Source organism: Spirosoma pulveris, from assembly GCF_054781875.1.
In genome coordinates, this window is the sequence record NZ_BAAGTO010000008.1 from 146,530 (window position 1) to 172,884 (window position 26,355).

General features: G+C 52.0%; 22 protein-coding genes. 14 read left to right on the forward strand and 8 right to left on the reverse strand.

Annotated elements, in window-relative coordinates; translation table 11 throughout:
- Positions 1 to 68: 68 nt before the first annotated feature.
- The 5 genes from ACYVJM_RS23555 to ACYVJM_RS23575 all read left to right on the forward strand — a co-directional run bounded on the left by ACYVJM_RS23555 (position 69) and on the right by ACYVJM_RS23575 (position 5,321).
- The gene (locus ACYVJM_RS23555) at positions 69 to 1,997 is read left to right on the forward strand and encodes a CocE/NonD family hydrolase (protein ID WP_461150692.1); all 1,929 of its coding nucleotides are present in this window, start codon (positions 69 to 71) and stop codon (positions 1,995 to 1,997) included.
- An 83-nt stretch (positions 1,998 to 2,080) separates the two neighbouring features.
- Positions 2,081 to 2,362, forward strand: coding sequence for a DUF427 domain-containing protein (locus ACYVJM_RS23560; protein ID WP_461150693.1), 282 nt, complete (start codon positions 2,081 to 2,083; stop codon positions 2,360 to 2,362).
- Positions 2,359 to 3,093 (forward strand): ABC transporter ATP-binding protein, encoded by a 735-nt coding sequence (locus tag ACYVJM_RS23565; RefSeq protein ID WP_461150694.1) that lies wholly within the window; start codon positions 2,359 to 2,361, stop codon positions 3,091 to 3,093. Before ACYVJM_RS23560 ends, ACYVJM_RS23565 begins: the two co-directional genes overlap by 4 nt.
- Positions 3,086 to 4,645 carry an ABC transporter permease/substrate-binding protein gene (locus tag ACYVJM_RS23570; protein ID WP_461150695.1) on the forward strand — a complete coding sequence of 520 codons (1,560 nt, stop codon included), beginning with the start codon at positions 3,086 to 3,088 and terminating at the stop codon, positions 4,643 to 4,645. The genes ACYVJM_RS23565 and ACYVJM_RS23570 overlap by 8 nt, the downstream gene beginning before the upstream one ends.
- Positions 4,646 to 5,117: 472 nt before the next feature.
- Entirely contained in the window at positions 5,118 to 5,321 is a 204-nt protein-coding gene (locus tag ACYVJM_RS23575; protein ID WP_461150696.1) for a hypothetical protein, read from the forward strand.
- A 17-nt stretch (positions 5,322 to 5,338) separates the two neighbouring features.
- Here ACYVJM_RS23575 and ACYVJM_RS23580 read toward each other — a convergent pair whose 3' ends face one another.
- From ACYVJM_RS23580 to pdxA, 4 genes are all read right to left on the reverse strand, one after another.
- Positions 5,339 to 5,974, reverse strand: a complete 636-nt coding sequence (locus tag ACYVJM_RS23580; RefSeq protein WP_461150697.1) for a DNA-3-methyladenine glycosylase — start codon at positions 5,972 to 5,974, stop codon at positions 5,339 to 5,341.
- A gap of 182 nt (positions 5,975 to 6,156) precedes the next feature.
- Complete coding sequence (locus ACYVJM_RS23585) at positions 6,157 to 6,330, reverse strand: four helix bundle protein (protein WP_461150698.1); 174 nt, start codon at positions 6,328 to 6,330, stop codon at positions 6,157 to 6,159.
- 133 nt (positions 6,331 to 6,463) lie between these two features.
- Positions 6,464 to 7,351: a YicC/YloC family endoribonuclease gene (locus ACYVJM_RS23590; RefSeq protein ID WP_461150699.1), complete on the reverse strand. Its 888-nt coding sequence runs from the start codon at positions 7,349 to 7,351 to the stop codon at positions 6,464 to 6,466.
- A gap of 95 nt (positions 7,352 to 7,446) precedes the next feature.
- Positions 7,447 to 9,102 carry a 4-hydroxythreonine-4-phosphate dehydrogenase PdxA gene (gene pdxA / locus ACYVJM_RS23595; protein ID WP_461150700.1) on the reverse strand — a complete coding sequence of 552 codons (1,656 nt, stop codon included), beginning with the start codon at positions 9,100 to 9,102 and terminating at the stop codon, positions 7,447 to 7,449.
- A gap of 153 nt (positions 9,103 to 9,255) precedes the next feature.
- Here pdxA and ACYVJM_RS23600 point away from each other — a divergent pair, with 153 nt between their 5' ends.
- Positions 9,256 to 10,194: a 2-hydroxyacid dehydrogenase gene (locus ACYVJM_RS23600; RefSeq protein ID WP_461150701.1), complete on the forward strand. Its 939-nt coding sequence runs from the start codon at positions 9,256 to 9,258 to the stop codon at positions 10,192 to 10,194.
- A gap of 24 nt (positions 10,195 to 10,218) precedes the next feature.
- Here ACYVJM_RS23600 and ACYVJM_RS23605 read toward each other — a convergent pair whose 3' ends face one another.
- Positions 10,219 to 12,012 (reverse strand): IPT/TIG domain-containing protein, encoded by a 1,794-nt coding sequence (locus ACYVJM_RS23605; protein ID WP_461150702.1) that lies wholly within the window; start codon positions 12,010 to 12,012, stop codon positions 10,219 to 10,221.
- Between the two features lie 211 nt (positions 12,013 to 12,223).
- Here ACYVJM_RS23605 and ACYVJM_RS23610 point away from each other — a divergent pair, with 211 nt between their 5' ends.
- Positions 12,224 to 13,756, forward strand: coding sequence for a P-loop NTPase family protein (locus ACYVJM_RS23610; RefSeq protein ID WP_461150703.1), 1,533 nt, complete (start codon positions 12,224 to 12,226; stop codon positions 13,754 to 13,756).
- Positions 13,757 to 14,036: 280 nt separating this feature from the next.
- On the forward strand, positions 14,037 to 14,513 hold the full coding sequence (locus tag ACYVJM_RS23615) for a DUF3347 domain-containing protein (RefSeq protein ID WP_461150798.1): 477 nt from the start codon (positions 14,037 to 14,039) through the stop codon (positions 14,511 to 14,513).
- 117 nt (positions 14,514 to 14,630) lie between these two features.
- On the opposite strand, the gene ACYVJM_RS23620 is transcribed toward ACYVJM_RS23615, so the two are convergent.
- From ACYVJM_RS23620 to ACYVJM_RS23630, 3 genes are all read right to left on the reverse strand, one after another.
- Positions 14,631 to 14,951, reverse strand: a complete 321-nt coding sequence (locus ACYVJM_RS23620; protein WP_461150704.1) for a heavy metal-binding domain-containing protein — start codon at positions 14,949 to 14,951, stop codon at positions 14,631 to 14,633.
- Positions 14,952 to 15,157: 206 nt separating this feature from the next.
- Complete coding sequence (locus ACYVJM_RS23625) at positions 15,158 to 15,922, reverse strand: LytR/AlgR family response regulator transcription factor (RefSeq protein ID WP_461150705.1); 765 nt, start codon at positions 15,920 to 15,922, stop codon at positions 15,158 to 15,160.
- Positions 15,919 to 16,986, reverse strand: coding sequence for a sensor histidine kinase (locus ACYVJM_RS23630; RefSeq protein WP_461150706.1), 1,068 nt, complete (start codon positions 16,984 to 16,986; stop codon positions 15,919 to 15,921). Before ACYVJM_RS23630 ends, ACYVJM_RS23625 begins: the two co-directional genes overlap by 4 nt.
- Before the next feature lie 254 nt (positions 16,987 to 17,240).
- Between ACYVJM_RS23630 and ACYVJM_RS23635 the strand changes: the two genes are divergently transcribed.
- The 6 genes from ACYVJM_RS23635 (at position 17,241) to ACYVJM_RS23660 (ending at position 26,349) form a co-directional block, all read left to right on the forward strand.
- Positions 17,241 to 19,853: a TonB-dependent receptor gene (locus ACYVJM_RS23635; RefSeq protein ID WP_461150707.1), complete on the forward strand. Its 2,613-nt coding sequence runs from the start codon at positions 17,241 to 17,243 to the stop codon at positions 19,851 to 19,853.
- A gap of 68 nt (positions 19,854 to 19,921) precedes the next feature.
- Positions 19,922 to 20,521: a YceI family protein gene (locus ACYVJM_RS23640; RefSeq protein ID WP_461150708.1), complete on the forward strand. Its 600-nt coding sequence runs from the start codon at positions 19,922 to 19,924 to the stop codon at positions 20,519 to 20,521.
- Between the two features lie 149 nt (positions 20,522 to 20,670).
- Positions 20,671 to 21,624 (forward strand): sugar phosphate isomerase/epimerase family protein, encoded by a 954-nt coding sequence (locus tag ACYVJM_RS23645; RefSeq protein WP_461150709.1) that lies wholly within the window; start codon positions 20,671 to 20,673, stop codon positions 21,622 to 21,624.
- A 12-nt stretch (positions 21,625 to 21,636) separates the two neighbouring features.
- Entirely contained in the window at positions 21,637 to 24,570 is a 2,934-nt protein-coding gene (locus tag ACYVJM_RS23650; protein ID WP_461150710.1) for a PQQ-dependent sugar dehydrogenase, read from the forward strand.
- A gap of 169 nt (positions 24,571 to 24,739) precedes the next feature.
- Positions 24,740 to 25,642: a LysR family transcriptional regulator gene (locus tag ACYVJM_RS23655; protein ID WP_461150711.1), complete on the forward strand. Its 903-nt coding sequence runs from the start codon at positions 24,740 to 24,742 to the stop codon at positions 25,640 to 25,642.
- A 197-nt stretch (positions 25,643 to 25,839) separates the two neighbouring features.
- A complete protein-coding gene (locus tag ACYVJM_RS23660) occupies positions 25,840 to 26,349 on the forward strand; it encodes a lipocalin family protein (RefSeq protein WP_461150712.1) in 510 nt (169 codons plus the stop codon).
- Positions 26,350 to 26,355 lie beyond the last annotated feature (6 nt).

The following is a 26,355-nucleotide window of genomic DNA, read 5'->3' on the forward strand; positions in this document are numbered from 1 at the left end:
ATGGTAGCCTATGTGATGCATATCGCTATATTTACAACCATCAACTCCCTTACTACTGGTCAACAACTATGAGATACTGGCTCTACGCACTGCTTTTGATAGCGTGTGTCCTTCCCACCCAGGCACAACAAACCTCGACTGGTAACTTCGTCCGCGATAATTACCAGAAATTCGAGTACAAGATTCCCATGCGCGACGGCACCAAGCTGCATACGGCCGTGTACGTTCCTAAGGATGCATCGGCTACGACGAAGTACCCGTTCATGATGCAGCGCACATGCTATAGCGTGGCTCCTTATGGGGCTGATGCCTATCCGGCACAGGTAGGACCGTCGGCTACGCTCATGCGCGAGAAATTCATCTTTGTGTATCAGGATGTGCGGGGTCGCTGGGCGTCGGAAGGCACCTGGACCAACATGACGCCCAACCTGCCCGACCCACCGGCACCCGCTAAAAAAGGCGGTAAAAAAGGGAAGACAAGCGTTTCAACGGCGGGCTCTCCCGACGAAAGTTCCGATACGTACGACACTATCGAGTGGCTGCTGAAAAACGTACCCAACCACAACGGTCGGGTAGGGCAGTGGGGCATCAGCTATCCGGGATTCTACACGGCTGCGTCGTTGCCCGATGCTCACCCCGCGCTCAAAGCCGCATCGCCACAAGCTCCCGTTTCCGACTTTTTTTTCGACGATTTTCACCACAACGGTGCCTTCATTCAGGCTTACCTGTTCACGTTTCCGGTCTTTGGCGTGCAGCATCCCGAGCCAACAACAAAAGCTTGGTACAACGACCAGATGATTCAGACGGGGACAAAAGACGGTTTCCAATGGCAATATGACTTGGGGCCGCTGAAAAACGCCGACAAATATTACAAGGATAACTTCTACTGGCAGGAAACCGTCAATCACCCCAACTACGACGAGTTCTGGCAGAAACGGAGCATTCTGCCCCATCTGAAAAATGTTCGGCCGGCCGTCATGACGGTGGGTGGCTGGTTCGATGCCGAAGATTTATACGGTCCGCTGAATGTCTATAAAACAATTGAGAAGAACAGTCCCGGTGCCTACAATACGCTGGTTATGGGGCCATTCGGACATGGTCGATGGTCGCGCGAGACGGGTCATACGCTGCACAGTAACGTCTACTTCGGCGACAGCATCGCTACATTTTACCAGCGAAATATCGAAGCAAAATTCTTCACGCATTTTCTGAAAGGGGAGGGCGATGGCAAAAGCGGTCTTCCCGAAGCGTACCTGTTCAACACCGGCCGGAATGAGTGGAAAACATTCGACAAATGGCCCGTTGCCGATACGCCCAAAAAGCAGTTCTTCCTGATGTCGGATGGTAATCTGGCTACTAACCGGACTATGGAAGTTGGGAATAACCGGTTCTCGGAGTTCGTCAGCGACCCTGCAAAGCCCGTTCCGTATACTGAAGACATTACTACCACGCAGGGTTTTACGCCGTTTAATTATATGTCCGAAGATCAGCGGTTTGCGGGCCGTCGGCCGGACGTGCTTACCTTCCAAACGGAGGTGCTGACCGAAGATCTGACCCTGGGGGGGGAGATTATGGCGAAGCTCAAAGTGAGCACGACGGGCACCGACGCCGACTGGGTAGTGAAGCTGATTGACGTGTATCCGCCCGATGAGCCGAACCATCCGTATATGCCTAATCGGAACATCACCCTGGGTAATTACCAGCAGATGGTACGCTCAGAGGCCATGCGCGGGCGATTCCGCAATTCCTTCGAGAAGCCGGAACCGTTCAAGTCCGGCGAGGTAACGGATGTGAATTTCCGGTTACAGGATGTGCTGCATACGTTCAAAAAAGGGCACCGGGTCATGATTCAGGTGCAGAGTACCTGGTTCCCGCTCATTGACCGAAATCCACAGAAATATGTGGAGAATATCTACAAAGCCGATGCCGCCGATTTTCAAAAAGCTACGCATCGGGTGTACGATAATTCGGTCATTGAAGTACAGGTACTGAAGTAAAGACAAAACCGACATTATTCCGTTATATACAAGCGCCGGTTCACGCAGAACCGACGGTATACCCTGTCAAACCTTACTGACTCATGAAAGCTATCTGGAACGGCGAAACTATTGCCGAAAGCGACGATACCGTCGTTGTTGAAAACAACCATTACTTTCCGAAAGACTCGGTCAAAGCGAAATTTCTGGTCGATAGTGACACGCATACCACCTGCCCCTGGAAAGGCCTGGCCTCGTATTACAGCCTGACGGTCGATGGTAAAACCAACCCGGATGCGGCCTGGTATTATCCCGAGCCAAAGCCAGCCGCCAGCCAGATTCAAAACCGGGTTGCGTTCTGGAAAGGCGTTCAGATCGTCGAATGATCGACGTTCGGCAATTAACCAAGCGCTTTGAGTCGCACACGGCGGTTGACGACGTATCGCTGACGGTGGCACCGGGCGAAACGCTCGTGTTGCTCGGAACCAGCGGCTGTGGTAAAACGACAACGCTCAAGATGATCAACCGCCTGATCGAACCGACCAGCGGGTTCATCAGCGTCGATGGGGTTGATGTACGCCAGCAGCCGGGGCCGGCACTGCGTCGGCGTATTGGGTACGTTATCCAGGATGGTGGCCTGTTTCCCCATTATACCGTTGCCGATGCCATTGCCACCGTCCCTAAACTGCTGGACTGGGAAACAGCCCGAATTCAGACCCGTACCCGCGAGCTAATGGATAAGCTCCAACTACCCGATTCGTTGCTGCATCGTTATCCGGCTGAGTTGAGCGGTGGACAACGCCAGCGGGTTGGTCTGGCTCGGGCTCTGGCCGTGAATCCACCCGTGGTGTTAATGGATGAACCCTTCGGCGCTCTTGACCCCTTTACCCGAAAGCATGTTCGGCGGGAGTTGTTTGGGTTGAACGAACTGCGCGAAACAACGGTGGTACTGGTGACGCATGATGTTAGCGAAGCCCTCGAACTTGCCGACCGGATTGCCCTGATGGATAAAGGGCGTATTGTCCAGATTGGTCCGCCGAACGAACTGCTCATTAATCCCGCCACCGATTTTGTGCGGGATTTTCTGGACGATAAACCCCACCGGCTGAATGACTGACTTCTTTGCTTTTGTCCGCGACCATGCTGATAAGCTACTGGAGCAAACACTAACCCACATCGGGCTAACATTCGTTTCACTGTTGCTGGCGTTGTTGATCGGGGTGCCGCTTGGAATTCTTATCGCCCGAAAAACCCGCTTGGCGAACAGTGTGCTGGGCGTTGCGGGGGTATTGCAGACGGTGCCGAGTGTAGCTTTGCTGGGCTTCCTGATTCCGTTGCTGGGTATTGGGGTTGGCCCGGCGCTGGTGGCATTGTTTCTATATGCGTTGCTGCCCATCATTCGCAATACCTATGTTGGTATCACAGAAGTAAGTGCGCTAACAAAAGAAGCGGCCCGTGGCGTGGGGATGACCGATAACCAGATCCTGACGAAAGTGGAGTTGCCGCTGGCCCTGCCGGTCATCTTTGCCGGTATCCGCACCGCAACCGTCATCAACGTAGGCGTGGCAACACTAGCGGCCTATGTGGCGGCTGGTGGATTGGGTGAGTTTATTTTTAGTGGTATTGCCCTTAGTAACGTCAACATGATGCTGTCCGGGGCCATCCCGGCTGCGTTACTGGCCATTGGTTTCGATTTTGGCTTGGCGCGACTGCAACACTTATCGGGGAAAAAGCTACGGGTGGGTGCATTGGTATTCGTTGTGCTGGTTCCCTTCTTATCCGCGTTTTATCTGGTGCCGGGCCGTCAGGATAAGCTCGTGGCGGGTTTTGCGCACGAATTTTACGGGCGTGCTGATGGCTATCCGGGTTTACAGAAAACCTATGGGCTGCAATTGCGTCCCCGGCTCATCGACCAGAATCTGATGTACGAAGCTATCCATCGGGAGCAGGTCGATATCATCAGTGGTTACTCGACCGATGGGCGCATCAAGGCCTTCAACCTGCTGGTTCTTGCCGATCCCAAACACGCATTTCCTCCCTACGATGCGGCCCCGGTTGTTCGACAAACCGCCCTCGAGCGGCATCCTGCCCTGGAGCCGACGCTGAATTTATTGGCGGGTAAACTAACCGACTCAGTGATGACGGCTCTAAACTACCGGGTCGATTTCAGGAAAGAGTCGCCGGAGCGTGTGGCGCAGGATTTTCTACGACAAGAAGGTTTATATAAAGTTCCCACGCCCGGAAATCGGACGGAGACCGTTGTGATGGGGTCAAAAGTATTTACCGAACAGTACATTCTGGCGGAGATCTACCGGCAGTTGATCGAAGGCCAGACGCAACTCCGGCTGGTAACGAAAACGGGGCTGGGCGGTACGCAAATCTGTTTCGACGCCCTCCGCACGGGCACCATTGATTTCTACCCTGAATACACCGGAACGGGTTTGCTGGTTGTTCTACAGCCAACAGTGGCCATCCTGAAAACATTACCGATGCAGCCCGATTCGGTGTACCAGTTTTGTCGGACGCAGTTTCAGCAGAAATACCAGCTCAGCTGGCTGAAGCCGCTTGGATTTAACAATAGTTATTGCCTGATGATGCGCCGGGAACAGGCTCAAAAAACAGGCATTCAATCAATTGGCGATTTAGTGACCTACCTTAACAAAAACTGACATGATACAATCGCGTCCTGAACGGGTATGTACAGTAAGAAGAGCACTACTCGTCCTTGCCTTACTATGTAGTCTTTTTGCCTGCCTAGGCAGTGGTTATTCTACGGTAAATCGATTCAAACAAACGACGCGAACGGAGTTATGCGGTGCGTACAAACAGGAAGTCAGCCATCGTAGTAAACGTGAAAGCATCTGTTTAAAATCGCCGGTGTGTACCAGCCAGTTTTTCCTGCGCAAAAATTTGTCGGTTTATAATAAGTTGATTAACAGTAGGTTGGTAAGTGCTTGCCGTCGGAATGTTCCTGTTTTACAAGCCAGCAAATTCATCCAGCGCAAAACTATTCCCGCTGACTCTTCAGATGCTGATGCCTCTTGCCCCTTGGTAAGTTAATTCTCCCCGCCTTTTGGCTGTCTTCAAGATTATCCTTCATCATGCTACACTGGCGTAGCAACCAAAACCTCGTATCCGCTTATGAAACGAGTTAAAAAGCTTTTCAAGCTAATGGGGCTGGTATGTCTCATTATACTGGCCCTGTGCGGAATTGGCATCAATGGGGCCGGTCCTTTATTTCATCAAAGCAGAGAACGTTATCCAGACAATGGCATTAGAACGGAACTGGTTCAGTCGAAGGAAGAAGAGGGTGATTCGACGGAAATGAGCGAGGTTAAGTTATAAGACGTGCCTTCCTTTAGTCACTTTTTACTCACGAACTTACTCCCTTTTATGTAGTACCGATACGGTAGATCGGCACCGTGGGTCAGGCCAATGCGCGTGGTCGTGACCATGTCGAAATCGTGCAGAACAGGGCCGCGAATATAAATACCGCCGGTTGTCAGGGACGATCCATTGTGTTCGTTTTTGGAAATGCCCAGCGCAATGGTCAGCTTGGCGGGGCCGTTGGCGAGGTTACGCTGCCCATCGGCAGTTGTGGCGTCGATAGTGTTGTTGCGGTAACGTTCGAAGCCGGTTTTAAAGGCTTCGTTTCGGCGGAGGGCCATTAGATCGATGCCCTCGGTGGGTTCGAGGGCCCGAATCAGTACGGCTTCGCCTACACCTTCGGGCCCGGTCACGACGTTGATGCAGTTGTAATGATTATAAATCTGGTACACGTATAACGTACCTGCGGGGCCAAACATGGCGGCATTACGGGTCGTCTGCCGTCGATAGGCGTGGCAGGCCGGGTCGTCGGTCAGGTAGCCTTCCGTTTCAACAATTATTCCGGTTGTAGTGCCTTCTGCCGATTCATGAACGAGTTCACAACCTAAGAGCAGTTGAGCCAGGGTAAGGGTATCGTGGGATTGGTAAAAAGAAGTATCAAGCGTTGCCAAGGGTGGTAAGAAGAGGTCAAGGGTTGAGTGGTGTTGTCGGGTTTTCAGGGAGTTTGACGGCCGATGGAGTTGATGTAACGATTCACTTTCACGCTCAGCGTATTCAACTGCTGAAAGAAGCTGGTATACTCATCGTCGGTGATTAATCTTCTTCTGTTTGCTTTTGTTAACCACGTTTTGGTTTACTGAAGGAAGCTGTGGGAGTAGTAGCAGAAGTTGATGTTTTCCTTAAAGTGAAAGTGTCCGTTCCCTTCGCTGAGGTTTGCCGAAATAGAATCTGTAGAGCGAACCAGTTGTTTTTCGATTGTGTGATTGTGTCTTTGACAGAATAGTCCCAGGTAACTACCCGATCCCATATTTGGTCAGAGAGTACCATCGATAATTGATAAACCTGCAATTCTTCAGGAATCATAGGATGATGAAAAAAGTAGGTTGAACAGCCCTTGACAAAGCCTGACCAATCTTAACTAGCCTCTAACCAGTTCGCCACTAAATCACATTCATCGTCTGCTCCTTAATCTTTTCCAGCTCGTCTTTCATCTGCACCACAAACCGCTGGATAGAGGAGTCATTGGCTTTGGAACCGATGGTATTGATTTCACGGCCAATCTCCTGAGAGATAAAATTGAGTTTTTTACCATTGGCTTCTTCGGTTGCCAGTACTTCCAGAAAATAGCTGAGGTGGTTTTTGAGCCTGACTTTCTCTTCTGAGATGTCGAATTTCTCCACGTAATAGACCAGTTCCTGTTCAAACCGATTATTGTCGAACGATTCATTTTCGATCAACTCACGCACCGAATTCCGCATCCGGTCACGCACGGCGGGCATTCGTTTCACATCCTGCTCTTCAATGTCTGTGAGCCGGTCTGTGATGATCTGTATATACTCCTGGAATTTGCTTTCCAGCACGGCTCCGTCCTGCTTACGGAAACCATCGCACCGGCGAACGGCTTCTTTAACGGCCTCAAGTACTGTTTCCCAATCCGACACATCGGCCGAATGGTCCGGCGATTCGGTGAGGTAGGCATTGGGTTGTTGAAGGGCCAGTTGGAGCACATCGCCGTCCGAAATGCTCATAAGCATCGTATTGGCGGTTTCCTTCAAATCGGCTACGTAAGCCGCCACCAGCGGGCGATTGATAGAAACCCCGGGTCGAATGGCGTTTGTACGGGTCAGGTTCAACGAAAGCTCCACTTTACCGCGCTCCAGTTGCTGGGTTAGTAAAGCCCGAAGTTCAATTTCCTTGTCGGAAAACTGGCGTGGCATCCGGCAATAAATATCCAGAAATTTAGAGTTCAGGGTTTTAACTTCTGCAGTTACTGACAGGCCACCAGCCTCCACCGTTGCGTTGCCGAAGCCGGTCATTGATTTAAGCATTCGTTGAATTAGTTAGTAGTTATTAAGTTGTCGGTTATTCGCTTTTAGGTATGACGTTGCCGGAATATGAAGGCAGGAACCTGCTAACCAACAACTCACTTTAAAGCGCCTTCTTCCAGTTCGACGAACTCTTTGCGGTTGCGGGCTACATCAATAGCGGTGTAGATCGCCTGCAACATGGAGGTTTCGTCGGCAAGATCTTTTCCCGCAATGTCATAAGCGGTACCATGATCGGGCGAAGTTCGTACAGCAGGCATACCCGCTGTAAAGTTGACGCCCTCTTCAAATGCGATGGCTTTGAACGGAATCAGCCCCTGGTCGTGATACATCGCCAGCACTGCATCAAATTTCGTATAGGCCCGTGTGCCAAAGAAACCATCGGCAGGGTAGGGACCAAAAACCAACTGCCCTTTATTACGCCAGTCGGCGATGAGCGGCTTGATGATGTCATTCTCCTCTGTTCCCAGCAAGCCTTCTTCACCCGCGTGTGGGTTAAGGCCCAGAACGGCAATTTTGGGTTTTTCGATACCAAAGTCCTGCTTCAGCGAATGCATCATGAGGGTTAACTTCTGCGCAATTCGTTCACGGGTTATGTTTTGCCGAACGCGTCCCAGCGGCACGTGTCCCGTTACAACGCCCACCCGCAGGGTTTGACTGACGAGGAACATCAGGTTATCCTGAACCCCGAACTCCTGAGCCAGATACTCCGTATGCCCAGGAAATTTAAACTCGTCGGACTGGATGTTGTTTTTATTGATCGGTGCCGTAACGAGGGCATCGATCTTGCCGTCCTTTAAGTCGTCGACTGCCCGCTGCAAACACGCCAGCGCGGCCTGACCGGCATCCGTCGTTACCTGCCCCGGCTGGATATCCTGATTCTGGTCGGGCCAGCACGTGATGACATTCGTCAGCTTATGGCTGATCTGCCCCACCGTTTGCGCACCGTTAAGATTCCAGTCTTTCAGATTGAGCAGATTGCGGTAGCGGTTCAGAATTCGCATGGAGCCGTAAATGACGGGGGTGCAGATTTTCTGTAACCGGTTGTATTGCAATGCTTTCAGAATAACTTCCGGACCAATGCCGTTGTAGTCACCCAGCGAAATCCCGATAACCAGCCGTTCGCCCCGGCTATTCGTTTCAGCAGCCAGAGTAGATTGACTGCCATCTTCCCGTAGTGCCAGGCCAGGCTCTGGCACTACGGAGTTCCGCTGCCCGTTCCGGTTATCGTTAGCCGGACGGCTGCGATCGTTCTGATTTTCATCGCGCTGCCGGTTCTCTGCTTGCCGCTGACCATTGGCGGGCTGCCCTTGTCCGTCGCGTTGATTTTTAGGTCGTTGCTGGTTGGGCTGGCCGGGCCGTTGGCCGCGCTCGGGCTTCTCGGTCATGTTAGCTCCGGTTGCAGCAGCGGCCTTATCATCAAGACCATTTTTGGGTTGCTGTTGTCGGTTATCGCGTTGATTTCGGCCCCCTTCCCGTGGTCCGCCATCGCGTGGTCCGCCATCGCGGTTTCGCTCGTTACGGCTTTCGCCGTTGCGCGGTTCGCCGTTGCGCGGTTCGCCGTTGCGCGGTTCGCCGTTGCGATTGGTCCGTTGCGGATTATCTTGTCGATTGCCAGTGGGTTGATTGCCCGTTTGCGGTGGCGTAGGCTCTGGTTCATTCGCCTGTTTGGCACGCGGTTGAACGTCTGGAGCGGACGCATCAGATGGATTTGTACGAGTTGGATTCGAATCGTCGGATTGGCGTTGTTCCATGCACTTTTTGTAGTTTCGCCAAGAGTTAGCAAATAATGAAAAATGAAGAATGAAAAGTGACGAACAAACGGAATAAACCAAATACGTGTTTACTCCTCACTTTTCATTCTTCATTTTTCACTGTATTTGCTGCAAGTTACGAAAACCCAACGGATGTCCCAGAATCAACTGTCTATTCTCATTGCCGACGAGATGCACCCGTCGCTCTTTGCCATGCTCGATCAGGCTGGCTATCGCTATGATTATCAGCCGAAAATTACACGTGCTGACTTATTAACCACTCTTTCGCCGTTCGATGGGCTAATCATCCGGAGCAAAACTTTCGTAGATGAAGAGTTATTGGCCCAAGCACCCAGGCTTCGTTTTATTGGCCGGGCCGGTGCGGGTCTGGATTTAATTGACCTGGCTGCAACGGAGCAGCGGCAAATTCGCGTTTTTCATGCGGGCGAAGGAAACCGCGATGCCGTTGGTGAGCACGCGGTTGGTATGCTGCTTGCCCTTCTTGCCAATATTCTGAAAGCCGACCGCGAAGTACGGCAGGGTATTTGGGACCGGGAAGGTAACCGGGGCTATGAGCTCGGAAGCTTAACCGTTGGTCTTATCGGCTATGGCAATAATGGACAGGCGACAGCCCGCAGATTGAGTGGCTTCGGCTGTCGCGTACTGGCGTACGATAAATTCCGGACCAACTATGGCAATGCCTATGCCGAAGAAGCTTCTCTGGAGCAGATCAAAGCCGAAGCGGATGTGCTCAGCCTGCATATTCCGCTGACCGATGAAACGCGTATGCTGGTCAACGACGACTTTATAGCTCAGTTTAGCAAGCCGTTTTATCTCATCAATATTGCACGGGGGGAAATCGCTTCGCTGGCTGCCATTGTTCGTGGGCTGGAGAGCGGGAAAATTCGCGGAGCCTGTCTGGATGTACTGGAAAATGAGAAGCTGGCCAAACTCACGCCCGAACAGCAACAGGCATTCGACTACCTCCGCCAGTCGGACCGAGTGGTATTAACCCCACACGTTGCCGGCTGGACACATGAGAGTTACGTGCGGATCAACGAGGTACTGGTGAGGCAAATGCAGATGCAGTAGAGACAACGCATGCGTTGTCTCTACCTATCGGGTAATAGTGAAATTAGCGCTGCTGCAACTCGTTCCGGCGTCGTTGGTCAGGCAGATTTGTCCAGTAGTGGCTCCGGCAGGAATGGTGACCCGGATGTTGGTACCTTCCAGGGCAAAAGCGGCCGGTGCGGACGTTCCGTTACTGAATCGAATCTCCTGAACAGTGGCCAGATTCTGACCAGTCAGCACGATCTGGTCGCCAGCCTTACCCGATTTGGGCGTAAAGTCGATGTTGCTAATAAGCCGCAGAACAGTAAACGGGGCTGTTGTGATCACATCATTTGTTTCGTTCGTGACCCGCAATGGCCCCGTCTGGGCGTCGTTCGGTACCAGCACCCATCTTTCTTTATCCTCTTTTTTACCCCCATCGGCGGCAGGCGTCGTGGATCCCGTGAATAAAATTGAAGCATTTAATAAAAAGTCGCCCCGGATAACTACCCGCTCGCCGGGGCGGGCTTTTAACGGGAGGAGGTCCGAAACCACCGCTTTCTGAACGATCACCAACGGCGCTGATGTGGTGCCCGCCCTACTGGTTACCGTAATGGGGCCGCTAACGGCAATCTCGGGGATGCCGATCAGCAGATCGACGCCTTCGTTGCGGCTGGTGATTGGTACAGGAATACCACTGACGCTGACACTGGTGATCCGGTATAAATTGCTGCCTGACACCGTTAACGGACGTTCGCGCAATTGCCGGGCGGGGGTGAATGTCAGATTTGAGGGGGGCAGGAAGAAGAAGAACGGGTCCGTTGCCGTCGTTGTGCCGCCGATACCAGTGGCCGTTACCGTTACGCGCCCGGATGCAGGTAGGACCGGAACGGTAGCTTCCAGTTGGGTTGCGTTGATTACTCGAAACGGCACAGACACATTACCAATCGACACGGTCGAAATTTCCTGAAAATTCCGGCCTTCAATAACCAGTTTTTCGCCTGCTGCGCCGTCCTGAGCCTGCAGGTGCGTAATAAAGGGAGGCTGGAAGAGTTTCAGCGTGTCGGTACTGGTGGCTATCAATGACTCGAAAACCTGCACCCGTACCAGTCCCGACGTGGCCGATTGGGGAATAATGGTACGGATTTCGGTATCTTTTACTGTCGTTAGCGCTTTGTCGGGAGCCAGTCCGTTGATGCTGACTGTTCCATCGGTAAAGTTCTTGCCAAGAATGACCAACTCCGCCCCCGGTTTGGCTTTGGTGGGGCTTATGCTGGTAATCTGGGGTGTTCCGGCAATAACAAATCGATTGATAACAGTACCTGCGGATGTTTCAATGATAAACGCCAGCGGTCCTCTGGGTACAGTTGGAGGAATCGTAATCGTCAGTTTCCGGTCTGTACTGTCATTGATCAGGGCATCGATATCGTTGAATCGAATTTGCCGAATTTGGTTTAGGTAGTCGCCCGTAACAACCACCTGCGTGCCGGGGAGCCCGTTTGTTGGCGTGATGGTGGTAACAATAGGGGCTGGCTGAAGCACCGTAAAAGGGAGCGGATCGGAGCTGCCCTCCTTCGTTTGAACACGAATCTGGGTTTTACCCGGCGCAACTCTGGGCACCTGAAGCCGAATAGACGTTTCGTCGTGGCTGCCAATGGGCGCGTTAACAGCAGAGGTCGCTGCCCCAAACGTAACGGTGGGGTCGGTACCAAACTGATAGCCTGACAGGGTAATGGATTGATCTACGTAAGCCTGATTGACAGAGATCTTAACCAACTCCGGCGGGCTACGCTGAACGCGGCAACTGAAAAACCCAAGAAGGATGCTAAACGAAAAGAAAACTCGTACTGTTGATTTCATAAACGACAACCGGTGTTGGCATTCCGGTGCATGATCGGTAAAATTAGTCAATTTGACCATCCAAAAACCATTTCTCCCGAAAGCCTGTTAGACCTAATGAAGGGTGATCCGTGCAGAGACCATCAAGATGGAGAAATAGACAGACCATTAAGTTAAGCGCTATTCCTTGATCTACACGTATCGTTCCACATTCTTCACTAAGAATCATCGAATGAACTACCGCAGCCTGAAAGCATCAAAATTACTGACAATCTCAACGCTTGGCGAACTTAAAGCCGCTGGCTATACAACCCGCTCAATTAAACAGGAACTGCGGGATAACCTGATTGACCGAATTAAGGAAAAAGAAATCGTTTTTCCGGGAATATGGGGGTACGAAGACACGGTTATCCCCGATGTCGAGCGCGCCATCCTGTCCATGCACCATATCAATCTGCTGGGCCTTCGGGGACAGGCAAAAACCCGTATTGCCCGACTGATGATTAACCTGCTGGATGAGTACATTCCTGTTGTGGCCGGGTCGGAATTAAATGATGATCCAATGCAACCACTGTCCCGGTTTGCCATTGACATCATTGCCGAAAAAGGAGATCAGACGCCTATTTCCTGGATGCACCGCAGCGAGCGATACACCGAGAAACTGGCTACACCAGATGTATCGGTCGCCGATTTGATTGGCGATGTCGACCCTATCAAAGCGGCCACGCTTAAACTGCCTTACTCGGATGAGCGAACCATTCACTACGGCCTGATTCCGCGTTCGCATCGGTGTATTTTCGTAATCAACGAATTACCCGATTTGCAGGCACGTATTCAGGTGTCGCTGTTCAACATTTTGCAGGAGGGCGACATTCAAATTCGAGGCTTTAAGCTACGTCTGCCGCTCGATATTCAGTTTGTATTTACCGCCAACCCGGAAGATTATACCAACCGGGGCAGCATTGTCACCCCACTTAAAGACCGGATCGACTCCCAGATCGTGACGCACTATCCGAAATCCATTGAAATCGGGAAGAAGATTACGTTGCAGGAAGCCGTTGTAAAAACCGAGCAGAAAGGCATGGTTAAAACCAATGATCTGGTTGCCGATTTGATCGAACAGGTGGCACTCGAAGCCCGCGAAAGCGAATACGTCGACTCAAAAAGTGGCGTATCGGCCCGGATGACCATCTCGGCCTATGAGAACCTCCTGTCTTCGGCCGAACGCCGGGCACTGATCAACGGGGAGAAAGAAACGTATGTGCGCGTGTCTGACCTGTATGGCGTCGTTCCCGCTATTTGCGGTAAAGTTGAGCTGGTTTACGAAGGTGAAGTGGAAGGGCCGGTCATTGTGGCCCAAAACCTGATTGGTAAAGCGATCCGTAACCAGTTTCTGGCCTATTTCCCCAATCCCGAGAAAGCCAAAAAAGACAAGCGGGGCAATCCGTACAAGAAAGTTACGGACTGGTTTGGTGATGGCAACACAATGGAGTTCCTCAACGATCTATCGAACCGCGATTACGAAGCCCGGCTCCGTACCATCGACGGCCTCGACGATCTGGTCGACGGTTTCCACCCGCGTCTGGGCAAAACCGAGAAGCTGTTTATGATGGAGTTCGCTCTGCACGGTCTGGCTGAGCATTCGCTGGTTGGCAAAAAAGCAATGGATACAGGCCTTTCGTTTAAAGACCTGCTCGGGTCGATGTTCAACCCCGGCACCAGCTTCGGCGAAGAGGAAGAAGACGAAGACGATGACCGGTTCTAGTCAATAAACGAACATATAGTGAAACAGGAAAGGCGAGCCACGTGGCTCGCCTTTCCTGTTTCACTTCGCACGTAAACAAGTATTCGGACAAGGACCCGAAGAAGGGTAACGGATGTGATGGTACAGGAATGGGCAACCTGGCATCGCTGTTTTCGTTAATTGTGTGAATTAATTCATCGGCAAAGCCTTTACCTTTGTTCCGGTAAACATGCGTCCAGAGCGCAGAAGAACAAACACCCGCTTCGGGGTTATTCTGGCGGGCACCCTATTCGACAAACTCATGAAAACAACTCGCTTTACGTTTGCTGCGCTCGGCTTATTCATCGTTTCCCTGACTGCTTTAGCGCAGACAACCACTCCGGCGCTAAGTGCCTACTACAGGGTTAAAGATGCTCTGGTGGCTACCGATGCCGCTAAAGCCAAAATGGCGGCAACGGCTTTGGTTGCCGCGTTGGGCAAGGTCGATGCGGCCAGGCTGTCGGCGATGGATAAAAAGGCCCTTGCTACTGCGAAAGCCAAAGCGGCTTCCATTAGCGGGACAGCTAATGTTGATGTACAACGTACGCAGTTCGAGGCCCTTTCGACCAGCATGATTGCGCTGGCCAAGGCGACTAAACCAGCTAAAACCTATGTGCAGTACTGCCCGATGGCTGCTGAGGGGAAGGGCGCTTTCTGGCTCAGCGATAAGCGTGAGGTACGGAATCCATACTACGGCGATAAGATGCTGAAGTGTGGGTCTGTAAAAGAAGAGATTTAGTGTGGCAGGACCCCGAAGCAGCCCAGGCGATTCGTTTTCGGGGTCCTCGTAAACGCTTATGCCAAGGGCATAAAAAAAAAGGCCATTCGGCCCTTCATGGTTCGTAGTGCCGGTAACTTATTCCACCACAACGGCAGTACCGTTGGCACTAACCATAAGCATGGAGCCATTGCCGCCAATGGTCTGGTAATCCAGGTCGACGCCTATTACGGCTGTTGCGCCCAGCCGGGTCGCCTGATCGATCATTTCCCGGAGTGCAATGCTCTTTGCTTCGCGCAACGCCTGCACGTAAGCGCCCGAATGGCCACCAACTACATCCTTAATGCTGGTGAAGAAATCCTTAACCAGGTTGGCTCCAATAATGGCCTCTCCGTTGACCAGACCTACGTATTTTATGATGGTTTTTCCCTCTATGTTTGAGGTAGTAGTTACAAGCATGGGACGACGTGCTAAAGTTATGAAGGCAGATTTCTATACCGGATCGCTGCCTGTGTCTCGTAAAGTTAGGCAGTTGTTCGTTTGAACGAACATCCGGTATAAGTTTAACCCCACCTGACTCATCGATAATGGTCCGAAATATATCATTAGGTAGCCAGACTAGCCAAACTTATTGATTTTTCGAAACACGTACACGTTCGTTGATACTAAAGCCAGCGGGAAATAAACTGGCTGAATACGTCTTTGTATTGATCGCTGACCGGTATAACCACCGACCCAATCTGTACGGAGTTGCGGGTAAACGCGCTGATTCGCTGTAGGGAAACAATAAATGACCGGTGTACCCGCATGAACTGATTCGCTGGTAATTTTTCTTCCAGAATCTTCAAACTCGTCAGCGATAATAAGGGCTTGTCCGGCTCACTTTGCCGATATACTTTCACGTAATCTTTCAGCCCTTCAATGTATAGAATGTCGTTGTAGGCGATGCGAACCAACTGGTACTCTACTTTGAGGAACAGGTAATCGTCGACTATTTCGCTGGGTGCGGCCAGTATCTGAGCCGCCGGGGTTGGCTCCGGTCGTTGAACCAGGTCGAAATACTGACGGGCTTTACTCGCTGCCCGTAAAAACTCTTCGTAGTTGAACGGCTTGAGCAGGTAATCCAGCGCATCGACCCGAAAACCATCCAGCGCAAATTGATCGAAAGCCGTTGTAAAGACAATTCGTGTCGTATGCGACCCCCGGTTGCTGCGTTCCAGAACGCGCGCCAACTCCAGACCGGTCAGATCCGGCATTTGAATGTCCAGGAAAATGACATTTACGGGAGGGCCGGACAGCAAGCTCTGCAAGGATTCGACTGCGCTGCTGTATCGGCCTACCAGATGCAGGAAAGGCGTTTTTTCAATAAAGGCACACACAAGTCCCAGCGCCAGAGGTTCATCATCAACGGCAATGCAGGTAAGGGTCATGATAGGTCGAGGGTTAGTTGTACCTGATATTCGCCGTCGGGCGTTTGCTCATTGATCTGTAGCGCATAACGGCCCGGATAGAGCAGGTCGAGTCGTCGGCGGGTGTTGGTCAGGCCAATGCCGTTGCCCGTTTCGAGCGACGGCGACTTATCCAGAAACAGGGTGTTGCGAACATCGAGCAGCAACTGATTCTGCTGTTGTTGGATAGTAATGTGGATTTGGCTCGAATGCAGGGCACTGACCCCATGTTTAAACGCATTTTCGACGAAGGGAAGCAAGAGCATGGGGGCAATGGGCCGGTCATTCAGGGGATTGGGAGGGGTAAGAGTAACGGTTACTTTATCCGTTAACCGAAGTTGCATGAGCTGAATATAATCGCCCACAAATGCAAGTTCTTTACTCAGCAGTGTTGTGCCGGACTGGGTATCATACAGTACGTATCGCATCATGCGTGAAAGCCGGTGCAAGGCTTCACGGGCCGTTTCTACATCGAGCAGGGTGAGCGCGTAAATGTTGTTGAGCGTGTTGAAGAAAAAGTGCGGGTTGATCTGTGCCTTCAGAAAAGAAAGTTCAGAAGTTGTTTTGGCCTGTTCCAGGGCCAGTCTCAGGTTCGCATCGGCCTGCCATTTCTGGAGCAGCGACAGGCTGGTACTCATGCCCAGCATCAGTAAGATCGTGAACATGTTCGGCTGAATCCAGCCGTATATTTTGGGTTGTCCTTTGCCATCGGGATGAAATGCCCTGTGCACCAGAATCGGCAGGTTGAACCAGCTCTCGACGGCCCATAAAATGAGCAGTATGCAAATGATAACACCGGTAAGCGTTAATGTATAGCGGCTTCGCTGGTCCTGCAGCAGCAATCGGGGTACCAACACCTGCAGATTCAGGTAGAACATCCCTACCATGAGGCAGAAGAAAATGCCCTGCCGGATCCAGAACACGGTAGGGAGCCGTATTTCTGAACCAAAAGACTGGGAAAAGAAAAGCAGATAGCCCAGTAATCCCCAGCCTAATACATGACTCAGGAGCGGAACATACCGGCGTGAAAACAGGGTAGCAGCCATAATCGCTTGATAAGCCACAAGTTTACATGAAATTCCAGTCTTCCCATCGGTCAATCGCCGGTTACCCCGAATTTACCGATAGGGCCGGTATTTCGACCGATAGATGGCTGTTCGGAGCTGCCGGTGTCCGGTGTTTCGGTTCTATCGGTTAAAACCGGGTCTCTGTCGACGTTTATACCCCAGCGGTCTATTGCATTTTTACGGTTGCGGGAATAGATGTTGTTTTGGTCTGTTAATGATCAATACAACTGACAATGAAAAAACAATTCCTTCTTCTGCTGCACCTGGCCATGTTGACGAGTCTGCTTCTGCCCGGACTTACCTACGCTCAGTTCGGCCCGCCGGGTGGTGGCCCCGGTGGCCCCGGCGGGTTTGGTGGACAAGACAATCGCCGTAAAAAAGAATTTACGGGTGTGGCGGAAGAAACGCCAAAAGGGAACGGTAAGATAGCCGGGATTTTAGTTGATTCGACGTCGGGCAAACCCGTTGAATTTGCCACCGTTGCCCTCATCAATATTGTCACAAACAAGCCCATCGACGGAACCACGTCGGATGCCAAAGGTCAATTTTCATTGACTAAACTGGCACCGGGCGATTACCGGCTTCAGTACTCCTTTATCGGCTACAAAACCCGTGACTCGCAGAAGGTCACCGTCGTAAAAGGAACAGACCTTAATCTGGGAGCCGTTAAGCTCCCCGCCGATGTGCGTACACTGGGCGAAGTGGTGGTAACAGGGCAGGCCGCACTCATTGAAGAAAAAGTTGACCGGCTCGTGTTCAACGCCGATAAAGATATCACCGCCAAAGGGGGCGACGCGTCGGATGTGCTGAAGCGGGTACCGATGCTGTCGGTTGATCTGGATGGAAACGTCAGCTTGCGGGGTAGCCAGAACATCCGGGTACTGATCAATAACAAACCATCGACGATTGTTGCCGCCAACGTAGCCGATGCCCTCAAGCAACTCCCCGCCGATATGATCAAGTCGGTAGAGGTGATCACGAGTCCGTCGGCCAAATACGATGCCGAGGGAGCCGCCGGTATTATTAATATCGTCACGAAAAAGAATACCCTCCACGGGCTGACGCTGAACGTAGACGCCGGGGCTGGACTTCGCGCATCGAACCTGGGCCTGAACGGATCTTACCGGCAGGGAAAACTGGGCCTTACATTGGGTGGATTTGGCCGCGCCGGCTACAACGGGGCTTCGTCAACACTGGACCAGACGACACAGGTAAGTGGAAGGACATTGCGAACCAGCCAGCAGGGTACGGCTTTCGACAAACCGATCTTCGGTCAGTATACGCTGGGTATAGATTACGATCTGGCTAAGGATCAGTCGTTGTCGGCCAATGTTCGGTTCGGTACCCGAAATTTCATTCAGCAGCAAACGCAGTTGACGAATACCTACGTCAATGAAGCACTGCTGAACATGACCAACCGCGATGTGAACCGGAAAGACCTGTCTAACTCGGTAGATATGAACCTGGATTACATTCGCACCTTCAAGCCGCAACAGGAATGGTCGATCTCCACTCAATATAGCCGCACGGGATTGACCAATAACTTCTACGCCGATATTCTGGGACAAACGGGCGAGCTGACCAGTCGGCAGCGCAACCTCAATAACAACACCAACCAGGAGTTTACCTTCCAGACCGATTACCAAACGCCCATCCGCAAAAATCAGTTGCTGGAGTTTGGGGCAAAAGCCATCATGCGCCAGGTCGACAGCCGGTTTCAGTACCAGCTTGGCGGCAGCACGGGCGAACTGGTTTTCGACCCAACGAATCCATCCGGTTCCTTGCTCTACAACCAGAATATTGGTGCGGGTTATATTTCGTACACCTACGTAACCCCCAGCAAATACACGTTTAAAGTGGGTACCCGTTACGAACACACGGGTATTGCGGCTAAGGCAAACGAAAATACGAACCTGAATATCCCCGATTACAGCAATCTGGTTCCCAGTATCAACGTGTCGAAAAGTCTGAAGGGTGGAACGACCGTAAAGGCCGCCTATAACCGCCGGATTCAGCGGCCGGGTTTACAACAGCTGAACCCGAACGTGAACACGGCCAACCCCCAGATGATTATGGTGGGTAACCCGAACCTGAGCCCCGAACTAACCGACAATGTGGAGCTGAGCCTAAGTTCAACTGTCAAGAAAACGTACATCAATGCATCGGTCTTCGGACGGTTGACCAACAATGGCATCTCCCAAATCCGGATACCCTCCGACACGCTGGCCGGGGCGATCATCACGACGTTTCAAAACATTGGCGTACAGCGCACCGTTGGCACCAACGTCTTTTTCAATACCAGCATCACGCCTAAATGGACAGTCAACGGCGGGATTGATGCGTACTATGTATACATGCAGGGCCTGACGCCGGGTGCCGACGGCAAGTCGATCACGATCAGCAATACAGGCGTGAGCCTTGGCGGACGACTGATGAGCCAGCTCCAACTCGACAAAGGATGGAGCGCACAGGCGTTCAGCTTTTTCCGGGGACCAAGCCCTCAACTGCAGGGTACTATGGGCAGCTTCTACATGTACTCGGTGGGCGTTCGGAAAGATGTGGCCAACAAGCGGGGCAGCATTGGGCTGGCCGCTGAAAACTTTGGTGGTGGGGTAACCATGCGTACCACCCTGAACACCCCAACGCTGTCGTCGGTGAGCGTTACCAACCTGTACAATTCAAATATAAAAGTGACCTTCTCCTACCGGATCGGTAAAATGACCTTCGAAGCTCCCCGCAAAAAAGGGCGTTCGGTTAGCAATGACGACGTAAAAGGTGACGGCGACGGTGGTGGTCAACCACAGGCGGCCCCTGCAGCGGCCCCAGCGGGCGGTCGGCCCCGCTAACGTTGCTTGCTCGATTAACGTAGTCTTCACATAGTTTACTGATTTTTCACAAACCAATTCCAAAACCCATGAAATCATTACTATTCTCCGTTGCTGCTCTGCTTAGTCTGTCTACTGCTTACGCGCAAACCTGGGCTGTTGATAAATCTCACTCTCGGGTAGGGTTTACGCTCACGCACAACCTGCTGTCTGACGTAGACGGTAATTTCAAAGCGTTCGATGCTAAAATCACTTCAGCAAAAGCTGATTTGTCTGATGCCACGTTCGAACTAACGGCCGATGTAAACAGCATCAATACCGACAACGAGCGCCGGGACGGTCACCTCAAAAGCCCCGACTTTTTCGATGCCGCCAAATTTCCAGCTCTGTCCTTCAAGAGCACGTCGTTCAAAAAAGTAGAAGGAAAGCAATACAAACTGACGGGTGATCTAACGATGCACGGCGTGACAAAACCCGTGACCCTCAATGTGATCATGGTGGGTCCTGTTGCGATGAAAGGCATGGGTGGTAAAGAGCAGGAGAAAGCGGGCTTTAAGGCGAGCGGTACCATAAAGCGGTCTGATTTCGGCATAGGTACCATTCCGGTCGTCGTTGTGAGTGATGAAATTGAACTGAAAGTGAACGGTGAGTTCACTAAACAAGATGCCGCCATTGCAGAAAAGAAGTAATTTTAAAAGTTAATGGCGCGAATAAAATTCGTCTATCCACTTAAAGCGTTGCCCCAACGGGTACCCGTTGGGGCAACGCTTTTGCTTACTGAGTAACACAAATCCTTTTTGCTAAACCAACTAATTCTCTATCTTTTTTACTTGATTTTATGACAACGAGACGGAATTTTTTACGTGATGCCGGCGCCCTGACACTTGGTGGCCTCGCTCTGCCAACGTTTGCCGGAGCAACTAATCTTTTTAATGCCGCGCCAAAATACCCGATTGGTATTCAGTTGTTTACGCTGTTCAAGCCAATGAATGAGGACCCTAAGGGAACATTGGAAAAAGTAGCGGCTGCAGGGTACAATGAGATAGAATCGGCGTTCAATACGCGTGGAGGTTATTATGGGTATTCGGCTAAAGAGTTCCGGAAACTGGTTAGCGACCTGGGCATGACCTGGCGGGCACACCATGCCGGTGGTGCACCATTTCGGCCACGTCCGGCGGCACCCGCTGCTGCCGGAGCCGCTGGAGCACCCTCTCGTCCGGCTATGGATTTCTCGAAAATGCCGCCCATGCTCAACCTGCGCGATAATTACCAGCAACTGATTGATGAGGCTAACGAAGGCGGATTGTCGTACCTGGTTTGTTCCAGCACACCCGTTGGCACCATTGACGATATCAACAAGTCCATTGAGGTATTTCAAAAAACGGGCGAAGCGGCTAAAAAAGGCGGTATCGGCTTTGCATATCACAACCACGCGACCGAATTCGATCCCGTCGAGGGCGGTAAGACACCCTATGAACTAATCCTGTCGCAGACGGATAAAGATCTGGTGAAAATGGAGCTGGACCTTGCCTGGGCCACCAAAGCGGGTAAAGACCCCGTTGCACTGTTCAAAGAGCAGCCAGGCCGATTCCCGCTCTGGCACATCAAGGACATTAAAGACGACAACAAAACAATTACCGAAGTGGGTAACGGGATGGTCGATTTCAAAAAGGCTTTTTCGGCGGCTAAAACAGCGGGTCTGAAATACTTCTTCGTGGAGCAGGACATGGCCCCTCAGGGTATTGAAAGCATTACGACCAGCATTACCAATCTGAAAAAGATACTGGCTTAACCAGCCCTTCCAATGAAAAAAACGATAATTAAAACAGGCAGATGGAGCCCCCGCGTTCCGGGTCTGTTGGGTCTGTCCCTTCATGCGGCATTGTTCATGGGGCTGGCCTCTTTCGTGATGCAGGACGGACCGGCTAAGCCCGACGAAACCCGTTTTACACCCGTCGTGCTGGCCGAGGACCTCGATGAGCCAATGGTGTTTGAGGTAGCTAAAGATGGTACAGCGTTCATCATCGAACGAAAAGGGGCATTGAAAAAATACGATCCTGTTACCAAAACGGTCGATCTGGTCGCGACTATTCCGGTGAACACGAAGTACACCTCGGCGCAGGGTCGTGTATCGGAAGCGGAGGAAGGCCTTCTGGGTATGTCGCTTGACCCGAATTTTGACCAGAATCACTGGATGTACCTCTATTACGCACATCCGACCGAAAAGAAACACATTCTGACCCGCTGGGAGTACCGCAACGAGAAACTGGTTGAGAACTCGCAGAAGGTCATGCTGGAAGTAACTACCCAGCGCGAAGTGTGTTGCCATACCGGTGGTGGAATGACCTGGGACCGGGCGGGTAATCTATACCTCACGGTGGGTAACAACACGGGAAACCAGCAGGCCGCCCAGACCGACGAACGCCCCGACCGCAGCAGTTGGGACGATCAGGGCCATGCCGGCAATACCAACGACCTACGGGGCAAGATCCTGCGTATTCACCCCGAAGCAGATGGTACGTATTCTATCCCGGAGGGAAACCTGTTTCCGAAAGGAACCGCCAAAACCCGCCCCGAAATTTATTCAATGGGGCATCGTAACGCCTGGCGCATTTCTGTTGACAGTAAGACGGGCTACGTGTATTGGGGCGAAATCGGTCCCGATGCTACGAAGGATTCTGAAATCGGTCCGCGCGGATACGATGAGATGAACCAGGCCCGGAAGCCGGGTAACTTCGGCTGGCCGTGGTTCGTGGGGAATAATCAGGCATTCCCGGTGTACGACTACGCCAACAAGAAGCCCCTGGAGAAAAAAGACCCGAAAAATCCGGTCAATAACTCGCCTAACAATACCGGACTGACGAATCTGCCGCCAACGGCTCCGTCGTTCATTTACTACCCATACGCGGTTTCGGAGGAGTTCCCGCTGGTAGGTACAGGGTCGCGTTCGGCAACAGGCGGACCGGTGTATCACCAGGCTGACTTTAAAGGAGCCAAGCGGCCCTGGCCCGCGTATTACGAAGGAAAGTGGCTTATCACCGATTTTTCCAGAGGCTGGATCATGGCCGTTTCCATGGATGCCGAGAGCAATTACAAGTCGATGGAGCGGGTGCTGCCTAGCTATCACCCGGTAGAACCCATCGACATGAAGTTTGGCCCCGACGGCGACCTGTACGTACTTGAATACGGCAGCAACTGGTTCCGCAAGAGTGACAACGCCCGTCTGGTTCGGATTGAGTACAACAGCGGAAACCGCAAGCCAATTGTGCAGGCATCTGCCAGTAAGCCAGGCGGTACTATCCCGTTGCAACTGACGTTGTCTGCCGATGGAAGTAAAGATAACGACGGCGACGCGCTTAGTTACCAGTGGAAAGTGACCTCGCCGGGTATGGCGCCAAAAGTGTTTGCAACCGCTACCCCGTCGGTTACCTTCGATAAAGCCGGTGTATATACCGCTACACTGACGGTTACGGATACGCATGGGGCCGCCAACAGCCAGTCGGTACGCATCATTGCCGGAAACGAAGCACCCGTTGTTGCCGTAAATCTAACCGGAAATAAAACGTTCTTCTTCCCCGATCAGCCTATCCAATATACGGTCAATGTGTCGGATAAGGAAGACGGTACCCTCGCCAAATCGGGCACTGCTCCGGGTAAAATAAGTCCGGCCCGGGTAGCCATGAGCATCGACTACACTTCAGAAGGGTTCGATTATGCCGAGGTCATGCAGGGCCAGCGCAGTGTCGATGCGTCTACGCAATACGCAGTGGCACAAGCCTTAATCAGCCAGAGTGATTGTAAAGTGTGCCATCAGATCGACACAAAGTCGGTTGGTCCGGCTTTCACCGCCGTTGCCACCAAATACAAAGGGGATGCCGCAGCGCCTGGGCGGCTGGTTGCCAAAATTCGGCAGGGTGGCGTAGGTGTCTGGGGCGATGTGGCTATGCCGGGTCACCCCGCCATGTCAGTTGCCGATGCGGGGATTCTGGTGAACTACATTCTGCATATCAACGAGAAAACCCTCAGCAGCCTACCCATGGAGGGCACGTATAACCTGAAAATTCCGGAGGGCGACAAGGGCACCGGGTCCGTACTGATCCGGGCGGCTTACACCGACCAGGGTAAATCGGCAGTAAAAGGGGGCAAGCCTGTACCGGCCCAGACCAGCGAGCAACTGCTCGTGCTGCGGAGCCCACAACTCGATGCCGCTACCGCTGCGGTCATTCGCGGAGCCGACGTAAAGGCCAGAGGTATGGGAAAAGGAGAGAATGTCATTCCGTATGCAAACAGCTACATCGGTTTCCGAAAGCTGGATTTAACGGGCATCAAACAGCTTGAACTGACGGCGTCGGCGCAGCGACGCGAAGGCAGTTCGGGCGGTACCATTGAGATCCACCTCGACTCACCCACCGGCCCCATCGCTGGCGAAACGGTTGTTGAACTGGCTCCTGAAGTGGATATGGAAAAGCTGATGGCGCAGATGGAAGCTGGACCCCGACCCGCTGGTGGCGGAAACGGTCCTGCCGCTGCCGGAGGCCCCGCTGCTGCTGGTCCGGCCACACCCGGCGAACCCGCTAAACCCCGGCCCAACCCCTTTGCCCGTCCGCCCGTGTTCATGACGCTTAAAAATGCCGAAGGTGTTCATGACGTGTATTTCGTTTTCAAAAACGATGAGGCAAAGAAACTCCAGCCCCTGATGTCGCTGTCGAGTATCAAGTTTATGAATAAAGAGAAGTAATAGTCTGGTTACGGAAGATTGGCTAGTGTGATCATCACGCTAGCCAATTTTGTTAGGATGCCGGTAGACTAAATTATGACTGGCGATGATAATCGGCGTTTTGCCCGGTAATTCATTAGTAGCCAGCTGAACTTTCTTACTTTGTGATAAGTATACGTTATCAGCATCTATGGAATTACGCCAGCTTCGTTATTTCGTTGAAGTAGCGCAGGAACTGCATTACAGACGGGCCGCCGGTCGGTTATTTATTTCCCAGCCAGCCTTAAGCCAGCAAATACAACTGCTGGAAAACGAATTGGGGGTGGAGCTGTTTGTGCGGAGCCGACGAACTATCCAGCGGAAAGTGGAATTGACAGACGCGGGCCGGGTACTGTTAAAAGAGGCTCGCCAGTTGCTCCAGTTGAGCCAGCAGGCCATAGAAGCTACCCGGCGGGCGGGGTTGCAGCAACCCATTCGGATGGGCGTTTTCAAGACGTTGCTTCGGAGCCGTATTATCGATGTGATGAACCTGTTGTCGGAGCGGGTTCCGCAGGCGACCGTCAAACTGGTTGAACTACCCTCTTTTCTAGCCGTACAGCAGGCGCTGATTGATAATACGATCGATTTGGGCCTAACGATTCTGCCATTGCAGTTCGCCAGTCTATCGGCCATTCCCTTCACCAAAGGTGCTACCTCTGTACTACTGGCGAAGCATCATGCGCTGGCTCAACAGAGTCTCATTTCGCTGGCTCAGTTACAGCACGAAGTATGGGTTGAAATTCCGCCCCCGCTTAATCCGGTCTTCGAATCGGTTGAGTGGCTTTGCCGGCAGGCGGGTTACCAGCGGCACATTGTGCAGGAAGTAACCTCGCTCGAATTGCTGGCCGAACTGGTGCAGCTTGGCAAGGGAGTAGCCCTGATTCCATCTCATTTCAACGTAAGCCAGTTGGCGGGTGTGGTCGCCATCCCTCTGGTTAATCCGCAAAATAATCCCTATCCGGAGCTGGAGATCCAGCATGTGGTAGCGTATTTATCCAGCAATTCGTCTCCGGCAGTGGTAGCCCTGGGGCAGCAGATACAACTTAATAAGTGATACCTTCATGGCTACGGCTAATTAGGTATCTCAGCCGCTTAAGGAGGGAGGTTTTCAGTTATCTGTTGCATCAAATCATGAAATAGGGTTCTTCTAATAAATTAACGGGACGATTTTCGGGCTTAATTCAGGAACCGTTTTTATTTGTACGCGAAAGCAATCGCTTCCGCTGGATTTTACGTCTTACAACCAGAAAAATGAAAAACATAATCCCATCCCGACTACTGACTTATGCTGTAGTACTGGCGCTTCCGATGTGGTTTGGCAGCTGCTCAAAAAATGATACTCCTGACACGGTCTCATCAACGGTGGAAGGCAGCTACAAAATCAGTGCTCTTACAGCGAGCCCAAAAGTTGCCGGCGTGTACGAAGACTTGCTGGCCGCTGCGCCATTGCTGTTAACGACCACTTGCCTGAACGATATTACATTGACTTTCAAGTCAGGCGGGGCTATTGCCAACGACAATCCCGTTACCTGTCAGAAAAGCGCCATACCGCCCAGTACAATTACAGGTATCGATGCCACGAGCACCTGGAAATATGACGCCAATGTGTTGACGCTCACAAAAAGCGATGGCACCAAAACGGCCTATACGGTATTGAGTACGGGCTCGATCCTCAAATTGCAGTGGAAGGACAGCCAGGACTTTTTAGGTACGGGTACTAAAACGGCCTATACCTATACAATGGATCTCAAAAAACAGTAATCCCCG

What these genes read in the sequence shown, in the direction of transcription:
- ACYVJM_RS23555 (WP_461150692.1), top strand. Translation starts at nt 69, where the DNA reads ATGAGATACTGGCTCTACGCACTGCTTTTGATAGCGTGTGTCCTTCCC.
- ACYVJM_RS23560 (WP_461150693.1), top strand. Translation starts at nt 2,081, where the DNA reads ATGAAAGCTATCTGGAACGGCGAAACTATTGCCGAAAGCGACGATACC.
- ACYVJM_RS23565 (WP_461150694.1), top strand. Translation starts at nt 2,359, where the DNA reads ATGATCGACGTTCGGCAATTAACCAAGCGCTTTGAGTCGCACACGGCG.
- ACYVJM_RS23570 (WP_461150695.1), top strand. Translation starts at nt 3,086, where the DNA reads ATGACTGACTTCTTTGCTTTTGTCCGCGACCATGCTGATAAGCTACTG.
- ACYVJM_RS23575 (WP_461150696.1), top strand. Translation starts at nt 5,118, where the DNA reads ATGAAACGAGTTAAAAAGCTTTTCAAGCTAATGGGGCTGGTATGTCTC.
- ACYVJM_RS23585 (WP_461150698.1), bottom strand. Translation starts at nt 6,330, where the DNA reads ATGGGATCGGGTAGTTACCTGGGACTATTCTGTCAAAGACACAATCAC.
- ACYVJM_RS23590 (WP_461150699.1), bottom strand. Translation starts at nt 7,351, where the DNA reads ATGCTTAAATCAATGACCGGCTTCGGCAACGCAACGGTGGAGGCTGGT.
- pdxA (WP_461150700.1), bottom strand. Translation starts at nt 9,102, where the DNA reads ATGGAACAACGCCAATCCGACGATTCGAATCCAACTCGTACAAATCCA.
- ACYVJM_RS23600 (WP_461150701.1), top strand. Translation starts at nt 9,256, where the DNA reads ATGTCCCAGAATCAACTGTCTATTCTCATTGCCGACGAGATGCACCCG.
- ACYVJM_RS23605 (WP_461150702.1), bottom strand. Translation starts at nt 12,012, where the DNA reads ATGAAATCAACAGTACGAGTTTTCTTTTCGTTTAGCATCCTTCTTGGG.
- ACYVJM_RS23610 (WP_461150703.1), top strand. Translation starts at nt 12,224, where the DNA reads ATGAACTACCGCAGCCTGAAAGCATCAAAATTACTGACAATCTCAACG.
- ACYVJM_RS23615 (WP_461150798.1), top strand. Translation starts at nt 14,037, where the DNA reads ATGAAAACAACTCGCTTTACGTTTGCTGCGCTCGGCTTATTCATCGTT.
- ACYVJM_RS23620 (WP_461150704.1), bottom strand. Translation starts at nt 14,951, where the DNA reads ATGCTTGTAACTACTACCTCAAACATAGAGGGAAAAACCATCATAAAA.
- ACYVJM_RS23625 (WP_461150705.1), bottom strand. Translation starts at nt 15,922, where the DNA reads ATGACCCTTACCTGCATTGCCGTTGATGATGAACCTCTGGCGCTGGGA.
- ACYVJM_RS23630 (WP_461150706.1), bottom strand. Translation starts at nt 16,986, where the DNA reads ATGGCTGCTACCCTGTTTTCACGCCGGTATGTTCCGCTCCTGAGTCAT.
- ACYVJM_RS23635 (WP_461150707.1), top strand. Translation starts at nt 17,241, where the DNA reads ATGAAAAAACAATTCCTTCTTCTGCTGCACCTGGCCATGTTGACGAGT.
- ACYVJM_RS23640 (WP_461150708.1), top strand. Translation starts at nt 19,922, where the DNA reads ATGAAATCATTACTATTCTCCGTTGCTGCTCTGCTTAGTCTGTCTACT.
- ACYVJM_RS23645 (WP_461150709.1), top strand. Translation starts at nt 20,671, where the DNA reads ATGACAACGAGACGGAATTTTTTACGTGATGCCGGCGCCCTGACACTT.
- ACYVJM_RS23650 (WP_461150710.1), top strand. Translation starts at nt 21,637, where the DNA reads ATGAAAAAAACGATAATTAAAACAGGCAGATGGAGCCCCCGCGTTCCG.
- ACYVJM_RS23655 (WP_461150711.1), top strand. Translation starts at nt 24,740, where the DNA reads ATGGAATTACGCCAGCTTCGTTATTTCGTTGAAGTAGCGCAGGAACTG.
- ACYVJM_RS23660 (WP_461150712.1), top strand. Translation starts at nt 25,840, where the DNA reads ATGAAAAACATAATCCCATCCCGACTACTGACTTATGCTGTAGTACTG.